This window comes from Agrobacterium sp. B1(2019) (assembly GCF_008274755.1).
In the GTDB taxonomy this organism is placed as follows: Bacteria; Pseudomonadota; Alphaproteobacteria; order Rhizobiales; family Rhizobiaceae; genus Agrobacterium; species Agrobacterium salinitolerans.
Window position 1 is genome coordinate 2,251,365 of the sequence record NZ_VTPB01000001.1, and the last position, 26,762, is coordinate 2,278,126.

The following is a 26,762-nucleotide window of genomic DNA, read 5'->3' on the forward strand; positions in this document are numbered from 1 at the left end:
AATCTCCCTCTACCAGCGTCGTTCGAAGCGGCGACGCAACAGGATTGCGCCAACATTCATGACGATGAGGAACAAAAGCAGGATGATGATAGCGCCGGATGTCCTTTCGACAAAGGCACGCTCGGCTTCGTTCGCCCACATGTAAATCTGCACCGGCAGGGCCGTGGACGGATCCATCGGCGTTGTCGGGTAATTCGCAACGAATGCCACCATGCCGATCAGGAGCAGCGGCGCCGTTTCGCCCAGCGCATGGGCGAGGCCGATGATGGTGCCGGTGAGGATGCCGGGCATGGCGAGCGGCAGCACATGGTGGAAGATCGTCTGCATCTTGGAAGCGCCGAGGCCGAGGGCGGCGGCGCGGATAGACGGCGGCACGGCTTTCAGGGCAGCGCGCGTCGCGATGATGATCGTCGGCAGGGTCATCAGCGTCAGGACGAGACCGCCGACCAGCGAGGCCGAGCGCGGAAAGCCCATGAAGTTGATGAAGACCGAGAGGCCGAGCAGACCGTAGACAATCGAAGGAACAGCCGCGAGATTGTTGATATTCACCTCGATAAGATCCGTCAGACGGTTCTTCGGGGCGAATTCCTCGAGATAGATGGAGGCCGCGACGCCGATCGGCAATGACAGCACCAGCACGATCAGCATCATGTAGAAGGAGCCGATCAGCGCCACACCCACGCCCGCCGCTTCCGGACGGCTTGAGGCGCCGTTGATGAAGATGCCGGTATTGAAATGTTTGCCGAGCTGGCCGCTTTCGGCAAGCTGGTTCATCCAGCCGAGCTGCTGGTTGGAGATGCGGCGATTGGCTTCATCCGCCGTCAGGTCGACCTGACCCTTGAAGGCGCTGTCAACATCGCCTGACGCCAGCAGCGCGACGGTGCGCGTGGTGCCGATGACGGCGGGATCGGCGACGACGATGTCTCGAAGCTGCGTGCGCACGCTGTCGGAAATCAGCAGATTGACGGCGCGAAGGCCGGCGCGGTCCGTCGGCGCAACACCAAGAACCTTGGCGACCGCATCGCGGGCGACGACGGGATAATTCGCCGTCATCAGCTTTGTCGGGTTTGTGGCGCGTTCATTCTTCGGATCGATGATCTGTTCGGAAAACTCGACCGGAACGGTGATCATTGTCTGCTGGAAGGCGGTGTAACCCTTGGAGAAAACCGACCAGAGCAGCAGGAAGAGGAAGATGAGGCCGAAGGAAATCGCCGCCATGCCGTAGGCGCGGAAGCGGCGTTCGGCAGCATAGCGGCGCTTGATGCCGATATCACGGCGCGTGGCCCTGTTGACGGCGCTCGCGCCGGCTGCGGGAGAAACGATGTCGGTCATTCATATTGCTCCCGGTATTTGCGCACGATGTAAAGCGCGTAGATATTCAGGCAAAGCGTGATGGCGAAAAGCGTGATGCCGAGCGCGAAGGCGACCAGCGTCTGCGGCGAAGTGAATTCGAGGTCGCCGGTGAGCTGGCTGACGATCTTGACCGTCACCGTGGTCATGGGCTCGAAGGGATCGAGCTGCAGGCGGGCGGCAACACCTGCCGCAAGGACCACGATCATGGTTTCGCCGATGGCGCGCGAAGCCGTCATCAGCACGGCGCCGACGATGCCGGGAAGAGCGGCCGGAATAATGACCCTCTTGATCGTTTCGGAACGCGTGGCGCCAAGACCGAGCGAACCGTCACGCAGCGAGCGCGGCACGGCGGTGATGATATCGTCCGACAGCGACGACACATACGGGATCAGCATGATACCCATGACGAAGCCGGCGGTGATGACGCTCTGCGCCTGAATGAAGTTGGCGTAGTCGCCCGTCGCCAGACCATTGATCTGCGTGGAGATGTCTCTGAGGAAAGGACCGACCGTCGTCAGCGCGAAGAAGCCGTAGACGATGGTGGGAATGCCGGCGAGCACTTCAAGCAGCGGCTTTGCCATGGAGCGGAAGCGCGGCGAGGCGTATTCCGCCATGTAGATCGCCGAGAAGAGACCGACCGGAACCGCAACCAGCATGGCGACGAAACCGATATAAAGCGTGCCGGCGAGCAGCGGGATCAGGCCGAACTGGCCGGAGGAGTCTGTAGCACCCGCCGCAGCAAAACGCGGATCCCAGACCGTTCCGAAAAAGAACTGGTGCGCCGGCACCGTGGTAAAGAACTGGATCGCCTCGGTCAGCATCGAAAAGACGATGCCGATGGTCGTGAGAATGGCGATGGACGAAGCGACGAGCAGGGCCGCGAGAATGACTTTCTCGACCTTGTTGCGCGCCCGGAAACGCGGCGCGATCGCACGCAGCGCATAGGCGGCGCCACCGAATGCGGCCAGCAGGACGATGGCGATCATCGCGATGCGGCTGGTGGCGGTCATGCTATTGAGCGTGTGGGCGGCATCGATCATGAAACGCTCGGGATCACCGGCGATTGCAACACCCTTGGAAGCCAGGAGCGGCCGGACCGCAGCCGTATCCGCCTCGACCTGCGCGGTTTCCTCCGGCGTCAGCCGCTGCAGGCCACGGGCGATGGAGGTCACCATGCCGTAGGTCAGGCTCTGCTGCGCTTCGGACTGCGCGCGCACATCCTCGGGAAAATTGCCGCGCACCGCCGAGGTGACGAGCAACGGGCTGACAATGAGCCAGGCGCAGAGGATGAACGCCGCGGGCAGCACCGCCCAGACGACCGCGTAGGAGCCGTGATAACCGGCACGGGAATGCATGCTGGACGGGCGACCGCCAGACAGGGCGACGGCGCGTCGGCTGCCGAGCAAATAGCTGCCGATGCCGATGAGCGCCAGTAGCAGCAAAAGGATCGATGTGTTCATTAGAGTTCCCTCGGCGTGCCTCAAGAGCACGGTGCGATATCGGGCAAATCAAAAAGTCATCAAAACGAGACCGCTGGACCATCCAGTGATGCCTGCCGTCTGACTGTATCATCGTCTGGCAAGCGTCAAGGTTGATACATCCTATCCATCTGAAATCCATCGACAATCATGTGGATGGTGATGAATGGGAACTGTCAACCGCGGACGACGGCCTCAGCGAGGCTGAATGAGGGGCACGGCAAAGCCGCACCCCTCCTTCTTCATTACATCGTGGAGCCGGCCGAGAACTTCGAGCGGATTTCTTCACGCTCTGCGTCGGGGGCGGCAACCAGGCCGTAGTTGGCGAGCGGGGAATCCGGGCCGATCATCTCGTCGGACGTGAAGAACTCGACATATTCCTTAAGACCCGGGATAACGCCCAGGTGAGCCTTCTTCACGTAGAAGAACAGCGGGCGGGAAACCGGGTACTTGCCGCTGGCAACGGTTTCGGTGGACGGAACGACGCCCGAAACGGTCGCAACCTTCAGACGGTCAGCGTTGTTTTCATAGAAAGCGAGGCCGAAAACGCCGAGGCCGGTCTTGTTGGCGTCGATACGAGCGAGCGTTTCGGTGTAGTCGCCGTCGATATCGACAGCTGCGCCGTCCTTGCGAACTGCAACGCACTTTGCAGCGGCCTGCTTGGCGTCGGTGATGAGCGTCTTGATGACGTCGGTGGCACCGGCTTCCTTGCAGCCGTCAGCCATGATCTTCTCTTCGAAGACTTCGCGCGTGCCGTGCTTGGAGCCCGGGATGTAAGCGGCGATAGCAACGTCAGGCAGTTCCTTGTTGATTTCCGACCACTTCTTGTAGGGGTTGGCAACGAGCTTGCCGTCCTTGACGATTTCAGCAGCGAGAGCAAGGTAAAGATCCTTCGGCTCCAGCTTGATGTCCTTGTTGGAAGAGTCCATCGCAAAAACGATACCGTCGTAACCGATCTTCACTTCCTGAACGTCGGCAACGCCAGCAGCCTTACAGGCGGCCAGTTCGTCGGCCTTGATCTTGCGCGAAGCGTTTGCGATGTCGATGGTGCCTTCGCCGACGCCCGAGCAGAATGCCTTCAGACCGCCGCCCGTGCCGCCGGACTCAACAACCGGAGCCTTGAAGTTCGGGAAGGTTTCGGCAAAGGTCTCGGCAACGATCTTGGCGTAAGGCAGAACCGTGGAGGAACCGGCAACCTGGATCTGGTCGCGAGCAGCGGCGGCGCCAGCGAAGGCGACAGAAGCCACCAGAGCTGCTGCGGAAAATTTAACGATGTTCATTTGTCTCTCCCGTCGTGGGCTTTGTTGTGGACGCAGCCGATAGCGACACTCGCTCTTAGCTTGCGCTCGGCGACCTTTTCTTAACCACCGTAGCCACTTCCTTTTATGTCACTTTGACGAAAGATTTGTGACAATTTAAGCCATTGATTTTATTTATAAATATTTACCACATCAAAAACAGATGCATATTTTATGTCAAAATCTCACCGTGAAGTCCGTGCCGCTGCCCAATTCCGATTTAATGATGAGGCGGGCGCGATGGCGGGTGAGGATGTGCTTGACGATGGCAAGGCCGAGACCCGTGCCCTTTTTCGAACGGCTGTCGGCGACGCTGACACGATAAAAACGCTCTGTCAGGCGGGGCACGTGTTCGGCGGGAATGCCCGGCCCCTTGTCGATGACGCTCACCTCCACAGGTTTGCCGGGTTCGGCCCGCAACCAGACATCCACGACCTTGCCTTCCTGGCCGTATTTGCAAGCATTTTCAACGAGATTCTGGAACACCTGCACCAGTTCGTCGCGATCTCCCTGCACTTCCGCTGGTCGATCCGGCAGGTGCAGCGTGATGGTCACCTCAAGCTCGTCGGCAAGCGGCAGCAGCGTATCGCGCACATGGCCGATGACGGGAACGAGATCGACCCTCTGGTCCGGCGCGATATTTGCACGCAGTTCCAGCCGCGAAAGGGACATGAGATCGTCCACCAGCCGGCTCATGCGGGTTGCCTGATCCAGCATGATGGCGAGGAAACGTTCCTGCGCCTTGGGGTCGTTGCGCGCCGGCCCCTGCATGGTTTCGATGAAGCCACGGAGCGAAGCGAGTGGCGTTCGCAGCTCATGGCTTGCATTGGCGACAAAGTCGCTGCGCATGCGGTCGATGCGTCGGAGTTCTGAGACGTCGCGGAACGACAGGATGTAGAATGGCGGACCCGCCCCCTCTCCCACATCCGCACGGGCAATACGGACGATGAAGACCCGTTCGGAAGGGAAGCGCTCCGAATGTTCGACCTGATTGGGCTGGCCGGTGGTGATGGTTTCGCGAATGACATCCAAAAGGCCGGGAGAGCGCAACCGGGCGGAAATATGCGCGCCGGCAGGCAACTGGCCGAAGGCGCGCTCGGCCGCGCCGTTCTGGAACAGCACGCTGGCGTTCCTGTCGAGCATGAAAACGGGCGTGTCCAGAACCGCGAGCCCCGCCCTTACGCCGGAAATGACGTTTTCGCCAGGCACTTCTTGTTCATCCGTCTCGGCAGCCAGACTACCGTCCTTTGCGGAATCTGGCGCGGGGCCCTCCCGACCGGCGAGGATGGCAATGACGGCGCAAAGCCACAGGGCGGCGGGCATATAGGGCGTGTTAAGCTCGGCAACGGCCACGATGGCGAGCATGCTGACGATGAGAAGGGGCAACCAGTTCCGGCCGAGCTTCTTTCCCAAACGCCTTAATCCACCATCGCCTTCCATGACTGCCATTTAAGCCCGCTCTTTCCACTTTCATCTGACAGCGCATCGAAATCTCATAGGCCAGCTTCATGACAGAGATTCATCACCGCGCATTTTCCACAACGTATATGCGCAAAATCGACGCCGCAATTGCCCTCGCTGCCGCGGGCCGGTCAGGCGGTTCTGTTTCACTTGAATTCTGGCAACGGATGTGAACTCATTGGCGTTGAGTTGCCTTTACACAACAACGGCCGGAGGAAACCATGGGCGAAGAAACGAAGAAGCGGACGGTCGATATCACCGTAGACGGCAAACTGCGCAGCTTCGACATCGACGATCCGGTTCTTCCTGACTGGGTTGAGGAAAAGAAACTTTCCGCCGGCAACTTTCCCTACGACAAGAAGATGAAGCGGGAGGACTACGACACCACTCTCGAGACGCTGCAGGTGGAGCTTGTCAAGGTGCAGTTCTGGCTGCAGACCACCGGCAAAAGGGTGATGGCGGTTTTCGAGGGCCGTGATGCGGCGGGAAAGGGTGGCGCGATCTTCGCGGCGAGGGCCTATCTCAATCCCCGCTATGCGCGCGTGGTGGCGCTGACCAAACCGACGGAAACCGAACGCGGCCAATGGTATTTCCAGCGCTATATCTCGCATTTTCCGACCGCCGGCGAATTCGTTCTCTTCGACCGCTCCTGGTATAACCGCGCCGGGGTCGAGCCGGTCATGGGTTTCTGCACGCCGGAGGAACACAAACGTTTCCTCAAGGAAACGCCGCGCCTGGAAAAGATGCTGGTCCACGACGACGTTCATCTGTTCAAATTCTGGCTCGATATCGGCCGCGAAACGCAGATCGAGCGTTTTCATGACCGCCGCCACAGCCCGCTGAAATGCTGGAAGCTTTCGGATATGGATATAGCGGCGCTGACGAAATGGGACGACTACACGCAAAAACGCGACGAAATGCTGGCAAATACCCACACCGACGACGCCCCATGGACGGTGGTGCGCGCCAACGACAAGCGCCGCGCACGGGTGAACCTCATCCGCCACATCCTTCTGGCGCTCGATTATGAGGGTAAGGACAAAAAGGCGATCGGCGAAATCGACGACAAGATTGTGGGATCGGGGCCGGATTTTATCAAATAGGACCCAAGACGCTGACAGGCGCCTCCTTTCGAGACGCCTGTTTTTCCCTTACTGGCCCGGCAGAATGCGCACGGAATAAAGATTAACCGGGCGGCCGCTGCCATCGATATCGCTGTTGATGAAGATCTTGCCCGGCGCATTGGGGGCGAGAGATCGTTCGAATGTCGTATTTAGCAGCATGTCCGCGCGCTCGGCCGTGGCGGTGAAGCGGTGGCGGGAGCAATCGCCCAATGTCGCGAAATCACAGGCGACGGAAACCTGGGTCTGCCGGTCGCTGGAGGATTGCAGCGTGATCGAAATGGTCGAGGACTTGCCCGCCATATCCCGCATCACCTCCACCGGAACCTCGACGCTGACGGCGCCATCCTGCGACACACTCCTTGAGGTCAGCTTTATCGCCCTGCCGGCGGGTGTGGCGATGTTTTCGACATTGGCGCGCGGGCCGGCAGAAATACCGGAACCGCCACGCTCCGCGTTGAAGATTTCCACCCAGTCATCGGAAAAACCACGGCCGGCGGAAAGGCGCGGCGCGGGCTCCGTCCCGTTGAAATCCTCCGCCTGCACCTGCGCCGGCGGATTGGGCACGCTGGTATCGCGCTGCTCCGGCGAGAGCAGGAGGCCGGAGGAATAAACCCACCAGGCGCCGAAACCGATAAAGGCCAGAAGCGTCACGTAGATGAAAAGCCCGGCGAAAAGCCCCCGGCGCTTGCGGCGGCCCACCGCGCCTTCCGGTCGGAAGGCAAGTGAAGAATCGCCCGCGCGGGCACCTCTCTTCGGCGGCCTGCCATTGCGCTGCCCCGCACTCAGAGGCTCCGGAGCAGCGGCTGCGCCCGGCCGTACATCGCGCGTTTCGCCGCGCAGCTCCGGCTCAACACCCATATCGTCGTGATGGGGTGGTTGCAAAACGGGATCGACGAAGTGATCGTCCTGCACCGGACTTTCCGCTGCGGGCGGGCGCAACTGCTGTTCCACCATATCCAGAAGCCGGTTGCGCTCTTCATTCTCGATCTGGTGGATCAGGCCTTCAAGCCGCTGGCGCTGCTGGGCGACAACCTGCGGATCGTCTATGCCCTGCTTGCGCAGGCCCGCTTCCAGCGCCTGGCGGGAAGATTGATAAATCCGCGCACGAACTTCGGCGTTCGATCTGTCCGATTTTTCCAGAGCATTTCTGATTGCCGTTTCCAGTCCGCTCACGACCGATCCTTGTTCTATTGCGCTTTGCAAAAATATGCGGCGCTGCGCCATGGGTTCACGATTCGGTAACGGCTATACCGCCCCTCCGCAAGCTTCGTTTATGATAAAGACCGGATTGCTTTCAGGAAAATCGATCCATTGTGGCGTTACGAACGCAGATTCGAGAGGCGAATGCCGCGCTGTTTTCGCTTTCAATCTCCTTCCGAACGCGATATTGACTTACGTGCGCGTAAACGTAATTCGTGGGAGGAGACATGCTACCGTCCGTGCTGAAAGACAATCTGCGTCTTCCGGTCATAGCATCACCGCTATTCATTATTTCGCATCCGCAACTGACGCTGGCGCAATGCAAGGCCGGCGTCATCGGCGCTTTCCCGGCACTCAATGCGCGGCCTGAAAGCCAGCTTGACGAATGGCTGGCAATGATCACCGAAGAACTTGCCGCGCATAACCGGACCAATCCCGAGCGTCCGGCGGCGCCTTTCGCGGTCAACCAGATCGTGCACATGTCCAACCGGCGGCTGGAGCATGACCTCAGCCTTTGCGTGAAATACAAGGTGCCGGTGGTGATTTCCTCGCTTGGCGCGGTGCCGGAGGTCAATGCGGCCGTGCATTCCTATGGCGGCATCGTGCTGCATGACGTCATCAACGACCGCCATGCCCGCTCCGCCATTCGCAAGGGCGCGGATGGGCTTATCGCGGTGGCGACGGGTGCCGGAGGACATGCGGGCACGCTTTCACCCTTTGCCCTCGTTCAGGAAATCCGCGAATGGTTCGACGGCCCGCTGCTGCTTGCAGGCGCCATCGCCAATGGCGGCTCCATTCTCGCGGCGCAGGCCATGGGCGCGGATATGGCCTATATCGGCTCCCCTTTCATCGCCACCGAGGAAGCGCGCGCATCCGAAGGCTACAAGCAGGCGATTGTGGAAGCGCAGGCGAAGGATATCGTCTATTCGAACTATTTCACGGGCGTGCATGGCAACTACCTGAAAAGCTCGATCGTCGCCTCGGGCATGGACCCCGACAATCTGCCCGAAGCCGACCCTTCGAAAATGGACTTCGAAACAGCCTCCGGCGGCGCCAAGGCATGGAAAGACATCTGGGGCGCGGGGCAAGGAATCGGCGCCGTCAAGGCGGTGGAACCGGTGGCGGCGCTCGTCGATCGCTTGGCAAATGAATATGAAACGGCCAAAAAGCGCGTCTGCGGGAAAGGCTGAAGTCACCGGCAAACAATGGACAGGCAAAGCTTTTTGCGGAAATTTCAAAACCAGCACATTCAAGGCTTGAAATCCGTGAACATTGCCTGTATCAGCCCGCCATGAAGCTGATCCGCAACAAGCGGGTCAAAATCGGGCCGCTTTAGCTCAGTTGGTAGAGCACGTCATTCGTAATGACGGGGTCACGTGTTCGAGTCACGTAAGCGGCACCATTTCTTCCTCCCAAGTTGTGATCATTACTCGATCAACGCGTCCATGCGATTGATCTTCGCATTGCAACGACCTTGCCGGTCAGAGCGAGATTTGAAACCAAATTGTGGTTATACACGTTGACTGACCAGTTATCACAAACTGGAAAGCCAATCCTCGTGGACGTCATTCGTATTCTCATCGCCATCATCCTCCCGCCCGTCGGCGTATTTCTTCAGGTCGGGCTAGGCCTGCATTTCTGGCTCAATATTCTCCTGACGCTTTGCGGTTATGTTCCCGGCATCATCCACGCGATCTGGGTGATCCTGCGGAGATGACACCCGCGCTCATCGGCGATCGGACGTCCGCAACATTTTAGTACGTGATTAAATTCTTATTAGATGTTGGAACTTCGTCTTCTCCTTCACGTTATGGTGATGACACCAGCCAAGGAGAAAATCATGAACCAGATCATCTACATCGTCGGCCTCGTCGTCATCGTTCTCGCGATCCTGTCGTTTTTCGGCTTCCGCTGATCCCCGTTGTCAATTCGCTTGCTTGCGCATATCCTAAGTAACAGTGACACACGGCTGCGTTCATGGGTTACTTCGCTGTCGGGTGTATTTCGGGATCGCGTTGCTCTGGGAGGTGCACGATGAAGAACGAGAGATGGACAGAACCTGTCGAGGTCAATCTTGAGGCGAATGGCAAGAGTGTCGTCGCCGGCCCCTTCGAAGCACTGACATTGTTGACCGAAAGCTGGCCCAGGATTGGCGGATTGAGCTTCGTAAAAGCCAGAAGCGCCTGCCGCGCCGCCCTTGACGGACGAAAATCGCCGGAGGAAGCGCGCAAATGCTTCACCGATGCGGTTTCCGAGATGCAGAAAAACCCGCATTGATGCACCCAAAAGAAAACGGCTCCTGAAAAGGAGCCGTTCTTTTGTTTGCGACGCTTTCGATGATTAAACAGTCGGAAGCGCATTCTGCTTGACCCTACATCCAATATGGTGCGACGCCATAATAGTCATAGACCTTACGGTCCTTGGCGTTCAGCAGGTCGTTGTCATCGAGATTGGCGAAGTGAGGCGCATGTTCGATCTTTTCCTTGGTGAGGTCGATACGATAGCCGTCGAGTTCTTCATCGTAATGCAGCTTTTCCCAAGGCAGCGGATAATAATCGTCGCCGATGCCGAGGAAGCCGCCGAAGCTCAACACCGCATAGGCGACGCGCCCGCCGCGCTTTTCCAGAATGATGCGCTGTATCGAGCCGATATGCTTGCCGTCGGCTCCATAGACACGGGTGCCTTCCACCTTGTCGCTGGCGATCAGGCTCGGCGTATCCTTGACATAGGGGTCCTGTCCGACGCGGGGTTCCTGATGCAACATGATAGTTTCCTCCATCGCTTTCTTCGTTGGTGTCACGCCCGGTAAACCCCGGCACCCGGCAAATCGTTCCGAAGAGTTTCCGGCTTCGTGACCGGATTTTTTTGAGGGAGGATGGAACGAAACGGCGCCTATTGGCGGATTTTCTGCCAGACGGAAGGGGAAACGCCGACCATCTTGCGGAAGACGCGGGAAAAATGCGCCTGATCCGAAAAACCGGCGGCAATCGCGATATCAGTCAGCGCCATGTCGGTTCGCATCATCAGTTCCTTGACGCGATCGATGCGCGCCTGCATCTGCCATTGGTGGGGCGGCACGCCCGTGGAGGCCTTGAAGGCGTGGCTGAAATGCGATTGCGACAGGTTGGTGAGTTCCGCAAGTTCCTCAAGCCGGATCGACCGCAGGCAATGTTCGCGGATGTAATCCGTCGCCGCCCTCAACTGCCAGGCGGCGAGCTTGCTGCGTTTTTTGACCGGCTCCCGCTTGACCTTCAGGAAATCCGTCAATAGCGCCAGCACGAGGCTTTCGCCATAAAGGTCATGCAGCGGATCGGGATTATCGCATTCGTCCGCAATCAGTCGCGCCAGCGCAAGCAGTCGCTCATCCTCGAACATCAGATGCGGGTCGAGCAGGCCGTGCGGATCGAAGCCCTGCGCCAACCGGGCGCCCAGCAATCCCGCATCGAAATGCAGATCGAGATGGCGCACGAAGGAGACATCGCTGAGTTCGGCGTGCACATCGAGATCGGCGGGCACGAAGGAAATACGGTTCGCCTTGGACGAGCCGTAAGTGTCGCGGCGGCAGCGGTTCATCATGAAACGGCTGTCATCCGTCCCGTCCATATCCAGCAGGAAAACAAACCGTGGATCCTTGCCGACATAACGTCCGCCCGCCTTCGGCGCGCAACGCACATCCCAGAGATCGGCGACGACCCCGTTCCACACCCGCGAGCGCGGCCCGCCGATGACGGCAAAGCCCTCGATCTCATTTTCCATCCGCACGCGGAAAGCCATGGCCTCTCGATCCCGCAGGGCGCCATGGCGCCACTATAAACATGATAAATCTATTCATGTTTATAGTGGCAAACTGCTTACCCCGCAACTGCCGGCCTTCGGCCAAGCCTTACCACTTCTTGGAAAGCTTGAAGGTGACGGTGCGGCTATCGCCCCAGCCGCAGACGGAGACGCCGGCGCAGCTCTTCACATATTCCTTGTCGAAGACATTGGCGACGTTGATCGATGCGGTCCAGTCGTTCTTCTCGTAGCGGATTGCGGCGTCGAAGACGGCGGCATCCGGAACGCGCAGCGTATTTGCCGCATCGGCCCAGGATTTGCCCTGATACCGTACGCCGCCGCCGAGGCTCAGCCCATCGAGTGCATCATTGGTGAAGGTATAGTCCAGCCACAGCGAGGCAGTTTGGGTGGGCACGATCCATGGCGATTTGCCGATAAGGCTCGGGTTGGCATCGCGGGTAATCTCCAGATCCGTATAGGAATAGGAGGCGAGCGCCTTCCAGTTCTCGCTGAGATTGGCTTTGGCCTCCAGCTCGAAGCCGGTGGATTCCACCTGCCCGAACTGGCCGCTCGTAGTCACGCCACCGGCCGTATAGGAAACGATGGCATTGTCCTTAACCAGCTTGAAGACGGAGGCGGTGATGGCGCCATCGAAGAATGTCGGCTCATATTTAATGCCGGCCTCGAACTGGTGTCCCTCCTCCGGTACGGCGGGGGTGCCATCCGCAAGCGTATCGATGAGCGGATTGAAGAAGGTGGCCGCCGAGACATAAGGTGTCAGGCCATTGTCGAATTCATAAGCGAGACCGGCGCGGCCGCTCAACGCATCGTCATTCGAGCGGCGGGAGAGGCCCGCCGGCAGCCTGTTGTTCAGCTCGGTATCGACATAGTCGTAACGGCCATTCAGCGTCACCAGCCAGCCATCGCCAAAACGCAGCTGATCCTGGGCATAGATGCCGATCTGCTGCTGAGTAACGATATTGTCGGCATAAACGAAGTTCGTTCCCTGCATCGAGCCATAGACCGGCTTCAGCGCGCCGATCGCATTCGATCCGCAGCAAGCCTGCACCTGATCCAGCCGGTAATATTTATAATCAAGGCCGAACAGCAGCGAATGGCTGACCGCGCCGGTATCGAACTGGCCATCGATGCGGTTGTCGACGCCGAAGCTGTCGACCTTCGACAGACCGTCATAACCGAAGCGCGTCAGCATGTAGTCGTTGGTGGTGGCATCGAGGAACGGCTGGCCGTTGGCATCGGCATTAGCCCAGCCGCCCGGATAGGGCCCTTTCTCATGCTTGTAGAGGTGGCCATAGCGGGCGTTCTGGCTGATCTTCCAGCCATTATCGAATTCATGGCTGACCTCGTAACCCACCATGGACTGGTAGACGCGGCCATTGTCGATATCCGGCTCGCCATAAAAGGCCTTGCGGTCGAGCTTGCCGAAGGGCGCATCGACCACGGTGCCGACATAGGGCAGGAAACCGTTGCCGACATGGACCTGATCCAGTGCCGAGAAATAGCCGTAGAGCGTGGCACTCGTCTGGGCATCCGGCTCGAAGGTGATCTGCGGCATGATGAAACCGCGCAGATCCTCCGAATAGTCGGTGTAATTGTCGCCGCCCGAGACCTTGCCGGTGACCCGGTATTTCCACACGCCGTCGGCGTCGACCTTGTCGCCGAGATCGAAACCGAAGAAGGCATTGCCGAAATTATTGATACCGATTTCCGTTTCGCGAACCGGCTCATCCTGCGGGCGCTTACGGACCATCTGCACGATACCACCGGGATTGGCGCCACCGTAAAGCACAGAGGCGGGGCCTTTCAGAACTTCCACGCGCTCCAGACCGTAGGCATCCATCTGGAAACCGCCGAAACCGTAGCTGAACAGGTTCAGACCATCCAGAAACACGCCCGTCTGGGTGGCCTGGAAGCCACGAATATAAAACCAGTCCGTGTCGGGGTCGGCGCCGAAGGGCTCCGCCGTCACACCGGGAGTATAACGCAGCACCTCGTCGATTTTCGTCACCGCGCCACGGTCATCCATTTCCTGGCGGCCGACGACCGATACGGATTGCGGAATATCCCTGGTTTCCGTCTCGGTTTTCGAACCGGTCGCGCTTTTCGTCGCGACATAACCCCGGACCGGACCCGTCGCGTTCTCCGCGCCCTGCCCTTCAACGGTAATCTGCTGCAGAACGGTCGTGTCCTGCGCGTGGCCCATCGCTGGCGCCAGCAAAACAATGGCAGCCGTTCCCAACGCCAGACGGCTCAAAAACATCCCATGCAAATTTTTCAAGATATGCCCCGAAACAGATCGCAGCCGGTGTCCCTATCCGACAGGCCGCAGCGCCTCAATTAAGATGAGTGTTTACATCATGATTAAGGCAGGATGCTTGTCGTTTTCGGGGCTGATTTGAAGCTTATTGGCTTCTCGCACAGTTTCAGACCCGCCATTTGTAAGGGCGGACTTGGAATCAGCCCTTGCGTCGGCCGATCCTCGCGAGCAGCACCACAGGGAGCATGCCGATGACGACAATCGCCAGAGCTGCGATAGACGCCTCCTCATAGGTACCGCGTGCCGCTTCACCATAAAGATGGGTGGCGAAGGTTTCGAAATTCAGCGGCCTCAAAAGAAGCGTGGCGGGAAGCTCCTTGACGCAATCGACGAAGATCAGCAGTGCCGCCGCCGCCAGCGAGGCCTTGGAAAGCGGCAGGTGAATCTGGCGGAAGGTCTGGGTAGCGGATCGCCCAAGCGTGCGCGAGGCATGATCGAAGGATTGCGGGATGCGGCTGAGCCCCGCATCAACACCACCAGCGGCAATGGTGAGGAAACGGGCGCAATAGGCATAGATGAGGGCCGCACCACTGCCGATGAAGATAAGGCCGGTAGAAATGCCGAACCAGTCACGCATGGTCTGATCTACAAAACGATCGAAACCGCCAAGCGCGATCAGAACGCCGATGGCGATGACCGTGCCCGGGGCCGCATATCCGACCGTCGAAAGGCGATAGGACCAGCGCGAGAGACGTCCCGGTGCAAGCCGCATTGCGTAAGCAACCGCGAGCCCGAGGATAAGGGTGATCGCCGTCGCCAACCCGGCAAAGAGGATGGTGCTCAGAGCCTCATCGGCAAAGCGCGCCGACAGGCCACTGAAGCGGAACCGCTTCCATGCCTCGATGACGAGATAGCTCGCCGGCGCCACGAAGCCGATCAGGACCGGCAGGCTGCCAAGCGTAAAGGCCGCCCAGCCCTTCGGGCCGGTCAACCGCAGCGGCTCCAGTTCCCTGTTTTTCTGCGCCGAAACCGCATAACGCTGCCTGCGCCGCGCCCAGCGCTCAAGCGCCACGAGGGCGACAACGATGAACAGCATGGACAGCGCGATCTGCGCTGCACCCGGCAGGTCCGATTTCGTGACCCAGGTGGTGTAGATGGAAACCGTGAGGGTGCGGACGCCGAGGAATTCCGAAGCGCCTATATCGTTCAGCGCTTCCATCAGCGCAAGGCTGATGCCGACCGCAATCGCCGGTCGCGCCAGCGGCACCGCCACCTTGAAGAAGGCCGCTCGTCTGGAAACGCCGAGCGTTCGCGCCGCTTCCAGAAGGTTGCCCGCCTGCGTCAGGAACATGGCGCGCACGGGAATATAGACATAGGGAAACAGCACGAAGCCGAGAAGGACGATGCAGCCCGTCATGGACCTTATGTCCGGCAGACGGAACTCACGCGGGCTGGAATAACCGAGCAGCCAGCGGATCGCACCCTGCACCGGTCCTATCGGATGCAGAATATCCAGATAGGCGTAAGCGACGATATAGGTGGGCATGGCCAGCGGCAGCAGCAGCGCCCATTCCAATATCCTGCGCCCGGGAAAATCATAAGCGGTGACCAGCCAGGCGGCGTAGGTTCCGACGACACCTGCCAGCAGCCCGACCCCGGCAAGAAGGATCGCCGTATCCGGAAGCGCCGTCCAGAGCACGGTTGAGCCGAGATGCGCCCACAGGCCTTCAGACCCCTGCACCGCCTGCAATACAAGCGCCAGAACCGGCACCATGGCGCCACAGACCGACAGCAAAGAAAGGCCCAGCCACCAGAAGGTGGAGGAAAATCTGGCTCTCGTGCTGGGTGGCAATGGCTGGATGGCGTCTGCGTTCATGTGCTTCGGGAAAATACGCGGAAAGGCGTCCGCGGGTGCGAACGCCTTCCATGTTGTTACTGTTGAGTGGCCTTACTTGTCGAAACCGACCTTGTCGACCAGCTCGCTCGCCTGCTTGCGATGCGAGACGATTTCCGTCAGCGGCTTGTTATCGATCTTCAGCTTGCCGAAGGAAGCGATGATCTCATTGAGAGCCGCACCCTGCTTGACCGGATATTCGTAGTTGGCTTCGGCATAGATCTTCTGGGCTTCGTCGGAGACGAGATATTCCAGCAGCTTGACGGCTTCCGCCTTGTTCGGTGCATTCTTGGCCACAGCCGCACCGCTGATGTTGACCTGCGTGCCACCATTCTTGAAGGTCGGCAGAACCACCTTGATGGCGTCGCCCCACTTCACCTGCTCCTCGCCGCCCTTGCCCGAGCGCATCAGGCCGACATAATAGGAGTTGGCAATGCCGATATCGCAAATGCCGCCGAGAATGTCCTTGGCAACGTCACGGTCACCACCGCCTGCCTTGCGGGCCAGGTTTTCCTTGACGCCGGCAAGCCACTTCTCGGTGTCTTCAGCGCCGTAATGGGCGATGTAATCGGCAAACAGCGCCGTGTTATAGGGGTGCTGGCCAGCGCGAATGCAGACCTTGCCCTTCCACTTCGCATCCGCCAGATCTTCATAGTGGAAGGCGGCGAGATCGAGATCCTTCGCTGCGTAGAGAACGCGGGCGCGCATGGAGAGCGCGAACCAATGACCCTTGGCGTCGCGAAGCTCGGCGGGAATGGCCTTCGTCAGGGTTTCGGATTCGACCGCCTGGGTGACGCCCTTTTCAGCGAGATCGACGAGGTTGCCGGCATCAACCGTCATCAGAACGTCGGCAGGCGAGCTTGCGCCCTCGCTCAGAACGCGCTCGGCAAGACCATCCTTCAGGAACACGGTATTGACCTTGACGCCGCTCGAGGCAGTGAAAGAGTCGAGCAGCGGCTGGATCAGGCCCGGTTCGCGGGTGGTATAAATGTTGAGTTCAGCAGCGCTGGCCGTTCCGGCCGCAAAGGCAACCGTGCTGGCAAGCAGGGCAAATCTCGTAAATTTCGTCATGTTTTGTCTCCCTCTCCGATAGCGGCAATATGGAGGAGCAGACATCATACATGACGCGCCAAATCAAGTTTTATTTCTCTGCTTTCAGGGCAGATTCGATCACCAAGAGTTGAAAATGGAGCGAAAATTAACATGCAAATCCGCTTACTCAACCTCCAGTAAATATCAATACTCCCTTGGGATCGATACCGAAGCGCACCGCCTTGGTGCGGGTGGGTGTGCGCTGCATCGTCCTGACACGCAGATCTGCCGACAGGCCGGGCACGGCGATGCCAAGCTGCTCGATCTCCCCGAGGAAGACACGGCTCGATATTTCGCCGGCAATTCCTTCTTTCGCGGCGCCGTCCTCGATGATCGAAATCGCATTTGGGCGAACATAAGCAACGGCGGCGAGGCCATCGGGCAGATCGGACGCATCGCCCAGAAGCCCGAGCGGCGTTTCGACGCGGCCCTGTCTCACCCGGCCCTCGATCTTGTTGAAGGCGCAGAAAAAATCAGCGGCATAACGGGTTTTGGGATGATCGTGGATTTCGTAACCCGTGCCGCTCTGCACGATGCGACCTTGCTGCATCAGAACCACACGGTCGCCTGCGGAAAGCGCTTCTTCCGGATCATGGGTGACCATGATCGCCGTGGTGCCCAGCTGCCGCAGGAGCCCGAGCGTTTCCTCGCGCACACTGTCTCGCAGTCCCCTGTCCAGATTGGAAAAGGGTTCGTCCATCAGAAGCAGGCCGGGCTGCGGGGCAAGCGCGCGGGCAAGAGCCACACGCTGCTGCTCGCCGCCCGAAAGCGTATGCGGATAACGTTTCGCCAGTTCCTGCAGGTGGACATGTTCAATCATCTCTGCGGCGCGGCGGCGGGCGTCCGCCTTTGGCAAAGACCGAAGACCGAACATGACATTCTGTTCCACGGTCAGATGCGGAAACAGCGCATAATCCTGAAAGACGAAACCGATATTGCGCTTTTCAGGCTCCACGAAAACAGCGGGACCAGCAACGACAGCGCCATTCAGGGAAACGCTGCCATGATCCGGCGTCTCCACGCCCGCCACAATGCGCAGCAGGGTCGATTTTCCACAGCCGGAGCGCCCCACCAGACAAATGATTTCGCCGCGTTCGACGGAAAGATCGATATCGGACAGCACATCCGTATCGCCGAATCTCTTCCCGACCGATTTCAGTTCCAGCGCTACTCTGCCTGCCATTTCCAATCCTGCCCTGCTTTGCGAATTATGTTGATCGCTCAAATCAGGATTAAAGTCAAAAAAGGCTGGCGAAATGCTTTTCCCTTCATGAGTCGGCGAGATGTGCGGCAGCAATATTGACGTTTACGTTAGAGTTAAATAGGCTTTACCGATGCGATGGACGTAAAGGGATTACGCGTCTATCATTCGTCACCGGGGAGCGAGAGGAGCGGTCGATCCGGTGACGCCACATGGGGTTCCCTCAATCCGGCCGAGTGAGCCGGATGAATACGGGAGCCTTATGAATAATCAGGCAGCCGAAAGCGCCCTTCACGCATTTCAAGGAATGCGCGGCGCGACAAAGACTCTGGGAGGAGAAGCATGAGTGAACTGTCCCTGGGACACCCGGAAAATGTCAGCGCAGAGAAGCGCTGGCTGGCATCCTATCCGCCGGGCGTACCTTCCGAAATCCCCGCATCCGCCCACGCCTCCCTTGTCGAACTGCTCGAAAAGAGCTGTGCGCAATTTGCCGACCGCAAGGCCTTTTCCAGCATGGGAAAGTCCCTGACCTATCGGGAACTGGACGCTGAAACCCGCGCGGTCGCTGCCTGGCTGCAATCCAGAGGGCTGGAAAAAGGCGACCGGGTTGCCGTGATGATGCCGAATATTCTGCAAAATCCTGTTGCCGTATACGGGATTTTGCGGGCGGGCATGATCGTCGTCAATGTCAATCCGCTCTACACACCGCGCGAGCTGGAACATCAGCTCAAGGATTCCGGCGCAAAGGCGCTCTTCGTGCTGGAAAACTTCGCCCATGTGGCCCAGCAGGCCGTGCCGAAAACCGCGGTGCGGCATCTGGTCGTCGCAGCGATGGGCGATCTCCTCGGTCTCAAGGGACATATCGTCAATCTGGTGGTTCGCAAGGTCAAGAAACTGGTGCCCGCCTACACCATTCCCGGCTCCATCAGCTTCAAGGCCATGCTGAAGGAAGGTCAGGGATTTTCGCTGAAGCCGGTCAGCCTCACGCCGCAGGACATCGCCTTCCTGCAATATACCGGCGGCACGACGGGTGTATCCAAGGGTGCGGTTCTCACCCATGCTAACCTTCTTGCAAACAAGCTTCAGATCAGCCTGTGGCTGGACGCAGCCTTCAATGGCAAAAAAGACCGCCCGGAAGTTCTCAACTTCATCTGCGCGCTGCCGCTCTGCCACATCTTCGCATTGACGGTGAATTCGCTGATGGGCATTGCACTCGGCGGCCACAATCTGTTGATCGCCAATCCGCGCGACATTCCCGGCTTCGTGAAGGAGCTGGCGCATTATCAGCCGCATATTTTCCCCGGCATCAACACGCTTTTCAACGCGCTGATGAACAATGAGGATTTCCGCAAACTCGATCTGTCATCGCTCATTCTGGTTCTCGGCGGCGGCATGGCCGTGCAGAGGCCCGTTGCGGAGCGCTGGCTTTCCGTCGTCGGCTGCCCGATTGCCGAGGGTTACGGCCTCTCCGAGACATCACCCGTTGCAACAGTCAATCGTCTCGATTCCACGGAATTCAGCGGCACCATCGGCCTGCCGATCTCCTCGACGGAAATCGATATTCGCGATGAGGACGGCAAAAGCCTGCCGACAGGCGAAGTCGGCGAGATCTGCATTCGCGGCCCGCAGGTCATGGCCGGCTATTGGCAGAGGCCGGATGAAACCGCGAAAGCCATGACGGCGGACGGCTTCTTCCGTTCCGGTGACATGGGTTTCATGGACGAGCGCGGTTACACCAAGATCGTTGATCGCAAGAAGGACATGATCCTCGTTTCCGGTTTCAACGTCTATCCGAACGAGGTGGAAGAAGTGGCCGCCAGCCATCCGGGCGTGCTGGAATGCGCCGCAATCGGTGTTCCGGATGAGCATTCCGGCGAAACCGTCAAGCTTTTCGTCGTCAAGAAGGACCAGTCGCTCACGGAAGCGGAACTCAAGGCCTTCTGCGCCAAGAGCCTGACGAACTACAAAAGGCCGAAAATCATCGAGTTCCGCACCGAGCTGCCGAAATCGAATGTCGGCAAGATTTTGCGGCGCGAATTGCGCAATCTGAACTGATTGTCACGCGCAATGGGGAGAGCCGGGCGACCGGCTCTTTCTTTCATCCCGGCCCTTTTCTTTTATCAAAGTCGCCTTGATTTGGCCGTCGGAAAAAGAATAGTTTCCTCATCCTTCCACGGAAGCCGAGGAGCACAAGATGCAGGCCACCATCGAAAAACTGAAAGCAACGGCGAGCAGCACAGCCGCAACCGATCTTCGCGCCGCCTTTGCGGCCGACGACAAGAGATTCAGCCGTTTCAACGCCAAATTCGATGACCTGCTGATGGATTATTCCAAATGCGCCGTGAATGAGGAGATCGTCACGCTTCTCGAACAGCTCGCACGCGAAGGCGGTGTCGAGGCCAAGCGCGAGGAGATGTTCTCCGGCAAGGCAATCAACTTCACCGAAGACCGCGCCGTGCTGCATACCGCGCTGCGCAATCGCTCCAACACGCCGGTTCTCGTTGACGGCAAGGACGTGATGCCCGATGTGAACGCCGTTCTGGCGGCCATGGGCAAGTTTGCCGACGCCATCCGCTCCGGCTCTCTCAAGGGCGCGACTGGCAAGAAGATTACTGATGTCATCAATATCGGCATTGGCGGCTCCGATCTCGGCCCGGTCATGGCGACGCTAGCGCTCGCACCGTTCCATGATGGCCCGCGCGCGCATTTCGTTTCCAACATCGATGGCGCGCATATTGCGGATACGCTGAAGCTCATCGATCCGGAAACCTCGCTCTTCATTGTCGCATCGAAGACCTTCACCACCATCGAAACGATGACGAACGCCGCCACCGCGCGCCGCTTCATCGCCGAAAAGCTGGGTGAAGAGGCCGTAAAGCACCATTTCGCCGCCGTTTCAACCGCGCTGGACAAGGTCGCCGCCTTCGGTATCGAAAGCGATCGCATCTTCGGTTTCTGGGACTGGGTCGGCGGACGTTATTCGATCTGGTCGGCCATCGGCCTGCCGCTGATGCTTGCCATCGGCCCGGATAATTTCGGCAAGTTCCTGGATGGCGCACACGCCATGGACAGGCATTTCCGTGAGGCGCCAATCCGCGAAAACCTGCCGATGCTGCTCGGCCTCATCGGTTTTTATAACCGCAACGTACTGGATTATCCGACCCGGGCGATCCTGCCCTATGACCAGCGCCTGTCGCGTTTCCCCGCCTATCTGCAGCAGCTGGACATGGAATCGAACGGCAAGGGTGTCACCATCGATGGCACGCCGGTCGAAGGCCAGTCCGGACCGGTCGTCTGGGGCGAACCCGGCACCAACGGCCAGCACGCCTTCTACCAGCTCATCCACCAGGGCACGAGCGTGATCCCGGCGGAATTCATGATCGCTGCCAATGGCTTTGAGCCGGAACTGCGTCACCAGCATCAGCTTCTCATCGCCAATTGCCTGGCCCAATCAGAAGCGCTGATGAAGGGCCGCACGCTCGCCGAAGCGAAAGCCCAGCTCACCTCCAAGGGCATGGAAGACAGCCAAGCCGATTTCATCGCGCCGCACCGCGTCTTCACCGGCAACCGTCCGTCCATCACCTTCGTCTACGACAAGCTGACGCCGTTCGCGCTTGGCCGCCTGATCGCGCTTTACGAACACCGCGTCTTCGTCGAAGGCGTGCTGTTCCGCATCAACTCCTTCGACCAATGGGGCGTGGAGCTTGGCAAGGAACTGGCAACCGGTCTGCTTCCGGTCGTCGAAGGCAAGGAAAGCGCTGCCGGCCATGACAGCTCGACGCAGGGACTGGTAAAGGCGCTGGCGGGACTGGCGGGCTGAGACTCGTTACGACCAAGATCCAAAAAAGCCGGAGACACCTCCGGCTTTTTTAATGGGGCGGCTCAAATATAAAGCGCCGCCATCTTGCGCCACGCACCCGCACGGTGGGCGCGGCCGTCCCAGACGTGCATACGATGCCCCACCTGCTTGTCCGACAGGACACGGCTCAGATGATGATTGTTGTCCAGAAACGGGTCGGCATCGCCGATGGTGAAGACCATGTCGATACGCCGCAGGTGATCAAGCCGCCATGGGCAGTCAAGGCCCGGAAGAAAGTGGCTGGGTGTATGGAAATAGACGTCGTCGTCGTAATAGCCATCGAACAGATCGCCGAAGGATTCCACCTTCATCGTCAGATCATAACGACCGGAAAAGGCGACGAGCTTGCGAAAAAGATGCGGGTGGCGAAAGACGAGGCTGGCGGCCTGAAATGCACCGAGACTGCAACCCTGCACAATGGTGCTGCCGTGAGGATTTTTCTCTGACATCAGCGGCAGCACTTCGTTCAGAATATACTCTTCGAAAGCGGCATGGCGGCGAATGCGATCGGCGGGATGATGCCCGCCTGCATAGAAGGTCTCTCTGGCCAGCCCCTCTATGCAATAGAGCTGAAGGTGGCCCGCCTCCAGCTTGTCGGCCAGACTGCCGACAAGGCCCAGTTCCTCATATTCGAAAAATCGCCCGTCGCGTGTCGGGAACATCAGCACCTTCGCACCGGCATGACCGAATATCAGGAGCTCCATGTCGCGATGGAGCCTTTGACTATACCAGCGGAGATATTCGCGTTTCATGGCACCTTGAAAAACCGTCTGACCTTGTCCTTATGGACCGCATCTTGCGATGCGCTGTCAGGGTAATCGAAATGTCCGGCGTCGAGGATGAAGATTTCATTAAATTTCGATTCTGGCAAAGCATTGGCCACGGCGAACTGGCAGGGCGGCGCCACTGCCGGATCGAAAAGCGCAGGCGCGACCAGCATCGGGACTTTTATGCGGGCGGCAGCACAGGCGGCATCGAACAGGCGCAGCGTTTCGAGCACATTGGCATGGGTCTTCTGGTACGTCTGAACCGCATCTGCGCTGCCGACGGTGGGCAGCGTCAGCCAGAACGGCCGGTGTCCGAATGTGGGAACCACCAGATGGCCGCAATCAATACGCTCGTCGAAAGGGATGGCCAGGGCGCCGATGCCGCCGCCGAAGCTGATGCCGCTATAACCCACCTGCCCGTCCAGCCAGGGATAAAGGCTTATGAGCATGGAAACGGCAACCCACAGATCGTCGACGCAGCCGCCGATGACGTAATCGTCCTTCCTGTCGATATTATAGAGAACATGTAGGGCCGGGTCGGACGAGATCGGCGGACAGGCGCTCAGCGAAAGCCCACGAAAACAGGGAAACAACACGGCTGTTTCTTCCACCGGCACGTCAAAATCAGGCGCCTCGCGACCGCCATAACCATGGCCAACAACGAGGCCGCGACGCACCTGCCCCTCGCGCGGTAGCAGCAGCCACCCGCCGATACGAAAACCGCCGGTGGAGGTGTAGGTCATATCGAGGACATGCCAGCGGGGGGCGCTGAGCCTGCTCTTGCGCAGCACCGGCCGGGGATCCGTGGCCAGCGCGCGGCGATAGCGCTTTTTCCAGAAATCATCGAAGCCCGGTGGCGCCTCGGGCGGGGTAATGGCCAGCAGTTGTTCACGCTGCATGCCATAGGTCGGGTCGAAATCAAAAGGATGGGACTTGGGAACGCTCATGCGATGCTTGTTTCGTGAAAAAACAGCGGACACAAGCTTCATAATATCGAAATAACGGTTTTTTACGGCTTTGGCGCCGGGAAGAGTGTTGAACCACCTGTTCAAAATGGTTCAACCGCGCCCATCACAAACCGATCTCATGCGCAAAGGGCGGATTCGCTCCAGCCCGCGAAACGGTGACTGCCGCAGCCTTTGCCCCCAACGCAAGCGCCTTTCTGATCTGCTCTTCCGTCAGTGAGGCAACCTGCGCCTTGGCGAGAAGGCCCTGCATTTTCAGCGAAGCCAGAATGCCGGCATCGAAGGTGTCACCAGCACCAACGGTATCCACGACCTCGACGCGTTCAGAGGCGACCTCAACCTTCAAGCCGGAGGTGTAGCCCACCGCGCCCTTGGCGCCACGTGTGACGACGACCAGCTTTGCACCGTGATGCAGCCAATGGCGGGCAAGCGTGTCCTCATCCCCTTCAAGACCGAACCAGGCGAGGTCCTCATCCGAGAACTTGACGATGTCAGACATGGCGGCCATGCGGCGGATGCGGGCCATATGCGACTGCTTGTCCTTGATGAAACCGGGGCGGATATTGGGATCGAGCGAAATGACACGGCTTTCATGCTCGCGTGTCATCAGCGCCTCATAGGTGCTGCCGCAGGGCTCCGGGATGAGGCTGATCGCGCCGAAATGCAGCGCCTCGCAATCCGCGCCCAGTGCCGGAAGCTCCTTCTCGGTAATCATCCGGCCAGCGGTGTTCTCATCGTAGAACGCATAGGTCGCATGACCTTCCACCAGCTTCACGAAGGCGATGGTGGTCGGGCGCGAGAGGGTGGCGCAATAGCTGAAATCGACATTGCTGGCGCGCAGGGTGTCCCGCAGGATATCACCCATCATGTCATCGGAAAGACCCGTGAAGAAGGCGGAAGGAACGCCGAGACGCCCCAGCGCAATCGCCGTGTTGAAGACCGCTCCGCCTGCATAGGGGGCAAAACCCGCCTCGCCCAGCGTCGTCTGCCGGGGCAACATGTCGATCAGGGCTTCACCACAACACAGGATCATTACGGTCCTCCTCAAAACAGCAAATCAAATGGACTTAAATCGATTTAGACGAAGATCGATCGGAAGGCCAGCCGCAAAACCGGGCTGGCCGCATCCGAAATTAAGATTGCGGCAATTCGCTGACACCGCCGTGCTTTGCCGACCATGGCAGGGGGTTATCGAGGAAGGCTTCGACCTCCGACAGGGTCTTTTCGTCGAACAGTTTTTCGGTGCGGGCGACCGCAAGAACATCGCGCCAGGTGGTCAGGTAATGCAGCTTGACATTGCCGTTGGAAAAGCGTGCTTTAGCCTCTTCGAAGATGCCGTAATAGAACAGCGCGATACCATGATCGACAATCCCGCCCGCCGCGCGAATGGCGTCGATGAAGGTGAACATCGAGCCTCCGGCCGTCGTCAGATCCTCGATGACCAAAACGCGAGCGCCTTCCGGCATATGGCCTTCGATCTGGGCATTGCGGCCGTGGCCTTTCGGCTTCTTGCGGCAATAGATCATTGGCAGGCCGAGGCGCTCGGCAAGGAAAGCAGCAAAGGGAATGCCTGCCGTTTCACCGCCGGCGACACAGTCGAATTTCTCGAAACCCGCCTCGCGCATCACCGCCGCCGCCGCAAAATCCATGACTGCGGAGCGAATGCGCGGGAAAGAGATGAGCTTGCGCATGTCGATATAGACAGGGCTCTTCATGCCCGAGGCAAAGGTATAGGGGCTTTCGGAATTGAAATGGACCGCCTTGATTTCCCACAACATTTTCGCAACCAGTTCCGCAACGACGGTGCGATCGGTGAATGTGAAGTGGTTCATAGGCGTTCTCCTTTTGGGCCCTGTTTCTCGCTCCGAAAACCCGGATGGGTGTTCGGAAAGCACGCGTCTTTGTTCGGTATGTCGTCGCCCGCCAAGGTACTGGCAGACCATAACAAAACCGCCGGCAGTGCCGGCGGTCATAAAATCAGTCTACATCCCAATGAAGCGGGAACATCGGGTCAAACACGGTGACCGGCCCCGCGCCCGTTTCGATCTTGGCCGGGAATGACACAGGTTCTTCGCGCTTGACCAGCGTGATCGTCTCCTCGTTCGGAGCCAGCCCGTACCAGGCCGGACCGTTGAGCGAGGCAAAGGCTTCCAGTTTATCGAGGGCGTTTTCATCCTCGAAGACGTGGGCGAGGCAGCTCAGGGTGTTGATCGAGGTATAGATGCCGGCGCAGCCGCAGGCGCATTCCTTCAGCGGGTCCACATGCGGAGCGGAGTCCGTGCCGAGGAAGAAGCGCGCGTCGCCCGACGTCGCAGCAGCCCGCAGCGCCAGCCTGTGCTCCTCGCGCTTGGCGACGGGCAGGCAGTAATAATGTGGCTTGATGCCGCCAACCAGAATGGCGTTGCGGTTGATGATGAGATGATGGGTGGTGATTGAGCCGGCGATGTTGGCCTTGGAAGACTTGATGTAATCCACGCCGTCGCGGGTGGTGATGTGCTCCATCGTCACCTTCAGTTCCGGCAGGCGCTGGCGCAGCGGTTCCAGAACCGTATCGATGAAGGCCTTTTCGCGGTCGAAAATATCGACTTCCGGCGTCGTTACCTCACCATGCACGCAAAGCGGCAGGCCGATCTTCGCCATGCGTTCCAGAACCGGCATGGCCTTGTTGAAATCGCGCACCCCGCCGTGGGAATTGGTGGTCGCCCCCGCCGGATAGAGCTTTACGGCAGTGATGAGGCCGCTTTTTTTGCCCTCTTCCACATCGTCGGCCTGCGTGTCCTCGGTCAGATAGAGGGTCATCAACGGTTCGAAACGGTCACCCGCCGGAATTGCCTTGACGATGCGTTCGCGATAGGCGCGGGCATCGGCCGTGGTAACAACCGGCGGCACCAAATTCGGCATGATGATGGCGCGGGCGAAATGGCGGCTCGTATCCCCGATCACCCCTTCCAGCATGGCGCCATCACGAAGATGCAGGTGCCAGTCATCAGGGCGGCGCAGGGTGAGCGACTTCATCGG

General features: G+C 59.1%; 22 protein-coding genes and 1 tRNA gene. 7 read left to right on the top strand and 16 right to left on the bottom strand.

The genetic code is table 11. The features are described from left to right. Nucleotides 1-9: 9 nt before the first annotated feature. From pstA to phoR, 4 genes are all read right to left on the bottom strand, one after another. Nucleotides 10-1,332: a phosphate ABC transporter permease PstA gene (gene pstA, locus AGR1_RS11295; RefSeq protein WP_080791434.1), complete on the bottom strand. Its 1,323-nt coding sequence runs from the start codon at nt 1,330-1,332 to the stop codon at nt 10-12. Next, the gene (gene pstC / locus AGR1_RS11300) at nt 1,329-2,813 is read right to left on the bottom strand and encodes a phosphate ABC transporter permease subunit PstC (protein WP_149146931.1); all 1,485 of its coding nucleotides are present in this window, start codon (nt 2,811-2,813) and stop codon (nt 1,329-1,331) included. Before pstC ends, pstA begins: the two co-directional genes overlap by 4 nt. 263 nt (nt 2,814-3,076) lie before the next feature. Continuing rightward, nucleotides 3,077-4,111, bottom strand: coding sequence for a substrate-binding domain-containing protein (locus AGR1_RS11305; RefSeq protein WP_080791436.1), 1,035 nt, complete (start codon nt 4,109-4,111; stop codon nt 3,077-3,079). Nucleotides 4,112-4,306: 195 nt separating this feature from the next. After that, nucleotides 4,307-5,578 (bottom strand): phosphate regulon sensor histidine kinase PhoR, encoded by a 1,272-nt coding sequence (phoR, locus tag AGR1_RS11310; RefSeq protein WP_149146932.1) that lies wholly within the window; start codon nt 5,576-5,578, stop codon nt 4,307-4,309. Between the two features lie 233 nt (nt 5,579-5,811). Between phoR and ppk2 the strand changes: the two genes are divergently transcribed. After that, nucleotides 5,812-6,693, top strand: a complete 882-nt coding sequence (ppk2, locus tag AGR1_RS11315) for a polyphosphate kinase 2 (protein WP_149146933.1) — start codon at nt 5,812-5,814, stop codon at nt 6,691-6,693. A 48-nt stretch (nt 6,694-6,741) separates the two neighbouring features. On the opposite strand, the gene AGR1_RS11320 is transcribed toward ppk2, so the two are convergent. After that, on the bottom strand, nt 6,742-7,887 hold the full coding sequence (locus AGR1_RS11320) for a hypothetical protein (RefSeq protein WP_187772119.1): 1,146 nt from the start codon (nt 7,885-7,887) through the stop codon (nt 6,742-6,744). Nucleotides 7,888-8,141: 254 nt separating this feature from the next. On the opposite strand from AGR1_RS11320, the gene AGR1_RS11325 reads away from it, so the two are divergent. The 4 genes from AGR1_RS11325 (at nt 8,142) to AGR1_RS11340 (ending at nt 10,191) form a co-directional block, all read left to right on the top strand. Continuing rightward, entirely contained in the window at nt 8,142-9,104 is a 963-nt protein-coding gene (locus tag AGR1_RS11325) for a nitronate monooxygenase family protein (protein WP_149146935.1), read from the top strand. A 136-nt stretch (nt 9,105-9,240) separates the two neighbouring features. Continuing rightward, nucleotides 9,241-9,316 (top strand) — tRNA-Thr (locus tag AGR1_RS11330). Nucleotides 9,317-9,472: 156 nt separating this feature from the next. Further along, nucleotides 9,473-9,631, top strand: a complete 159-nt coding sequence (locus tag AGR1_RS11335; protein ID WP_020811433.1) for a YqaE/Pmp3 family membrane protein — start codon at nt 9,473-9,475, stop codon at nt 9,629-9,631. A 317-nt stretch (nt 9,632-9,948) separates the two neighbouring features. Continuing rightward, a complete protein-coding gene (locus tag AGR1_RS11340; protein WP_080791442.1) occupies nt 9,949-10,191 on the top strand; it encodes a DUF982 domain-containing protein in 243 nt (80 codons plus the stop codon). Between the two features lie 94 nt (nt 10,192-10,285). Here AGR1_RS11340 and AGR1_RS11345 read toward each other — a convergent pair whose 3' ends face one another. The 6 genes from AGR1_RS11345 to AGR1_RS11370 form a co-directional block, all read right to left on the bottom strand. After that, on the bottom strand, nt 10,286-10,678 hold the full coding sequence (locus AGR1_RS11345; protein ID WP_162927445.1) for a PRC-barrel domain-containing protein: 393 nt from the start codon (nt 10,676-10,678) through the stop codon (nt 10,286-10,288). Between the two features lie 128 nt (nt 10,679-10,806). Beyond that, nucleotides 10,807-11,688, bottom strand: coding sequence for an AraC family transcriptional regulator (locus AGR1_RS11350; protein ID WP_162927446.1), 882 nt, complete (start codon nt 11,686-11,688; stop codon nt 10,807-10,809). Nucleotides 11,689-11,797: 109 nt separating this feature from the next. Then, nucleotides 11,798-13,987 carry a TonB-dependent siderophore receptor gene (locus AGR1_RS11355; protein WP_149146936.1) on the bottom strand — a complete coding sequence of 730 codons (2,190 nt, stop codon included), beginning with the start codon at nt 13,985-13,987 and terminating at the stop codon, nt 11,798-11,800. 178 nt (nt 13,988-14,165) lie between these two features. Continuing rightward, on the bottom strand, nt 14,166-15,842 hold the full coding sequence (locus AGR1_RS11360) for an iron ABC transporter permease (protein ID WP_149146937.1): 1,677 nt from the start codon (nt 15,840-15,842) through the stop codon (nt 14,166-14,168). Nucleotides 15,843-15,914: 72 nt separating this feature from the next. Continuing rightward, the gene (locus AGR1_RS11365; protein WP_149146938.1) at nt 15,915-16,931 is read right to left on the bottom strand and encodes an extracellular solute-binding protein; all 1,017 of its coding nucleotides are present in this window, start codon (nt 16,929-16,931) and stop codon (nt 15,915-15,917) included. A 148-nt stretch (nt 16,932-17,079) separates the two neighbouring features. Further along, nucleotides 17,080-18,135: an ABC transporter ATP-binding protein gene (locus AGR1_RS11370; protein ID WP_149146939.1), complete on the bottom strand. Its 1,056-nt coding sequence runs from the start codon at nt 18,133-18,135 to the stop codon at nt 17,080-17,082. A gap of 360 nt (nt 18,136-18,495) precedes the next feature. On the opposite strand from AGR1_RS11370, the gene AGR1_RS11375 reads away from it, so the two are divergent. Next, nucleotides 18,496-20,208: a long-chain fatty acid--CoA ligase gene (locus AGR1_RS11375; protein ID WP_149146940.1), complete on the top strand. Its 1,713-nt coding sequence runs from the start codon at nt 18,496-18,498 to the stop codon at nt 20,206-20,208. A 139-nt stretch (nt 20,209-20,347) separates the two neighbouring features. Then, a complete protein-coding gene (gene pgi / locus AGR1_RS11380; RefSeq protein ID WP_149146941.1) occupies nt 20,348-21,973 on the top strand; it encodes a glucose-6-phosphate isomerase in 1,626 nt (541 codons plus the stop codon). Between the two features lie 62 nt (nt 21,974-22,035). Here the strand turns inward: pgi and AGR1_RS11385 are convergent, their stop codons facing one another. The 5 genes from AGR1_RS11385 to pyrC all read right to left on the bottom strand — a co-directional run bounded on the left by AGR1_RS11385 (nt 22,036) and on the right by pyrC (nt 26,759). Then, a complete protein-coding gene (locus AGR1_RS11385; RefSeq protein WP_080791450.1) occupies nt 22,036-22,764 on the bottom strand; it encodes an alpha/beta hydrolase-fold protein in 729 nt (242 codons plus the stop codon). Beyond that, on the bottom strand, nt 22,761-23,726 hold the full coding sequence (locus tag AGR1_RS11390; RefSeq protein ID WP_149146942.1) for an acetylxylan esterase: 966 nt from the start codon (nt 23,724-23,726) through the stop codon (nt 22,761-22,763). The genes AGR1_RS11385 and AGR1_RS11390 overlap by 4 nt, the downstream gene beginning before the upstream one ends. A gap of 124 nt (nt 23,727-23,850) precedes the next feature. Further along, the gene (locus tag AGR1_RS11395; RefSeq protein WP_080791451.1) at nt 23,851-24,777 is read right to left on the bottom strand and encodes a carbohydrate kinase; all 927 of its coding nucleotides are present in this window, start codon (nt 24,775-24,777) and stop codon (nt 23,851-23,853) included. Nucleotides 24,778-24,877: 100 nt separating this feature from the next. After that, nucleotides 24,878-25,576, bottom strand: coding sequence for an orotate phosphoribosyltransferase (locus AGR1_RS11400; protein ID WP_149146943.1), 699 nt, complete (start codon nt 25,574-25,576; stop codon nt 24,878-24,880). A 145-nt stretch (nt 25,577-25,721) separates the two neighbouring features. After that, a complete protein-coding gene (gene pyrC / locus AGR1_RS11405) occupies nt 25,722-26,759 on the bottom strand; it encodes a dihydroorotase (RefSeq protein WP_149146944.1) in 1,038 nt (345 codons plus the stop codon). Nucleotides 26,760-26,762: the final 3 nt, after the last annotated feature.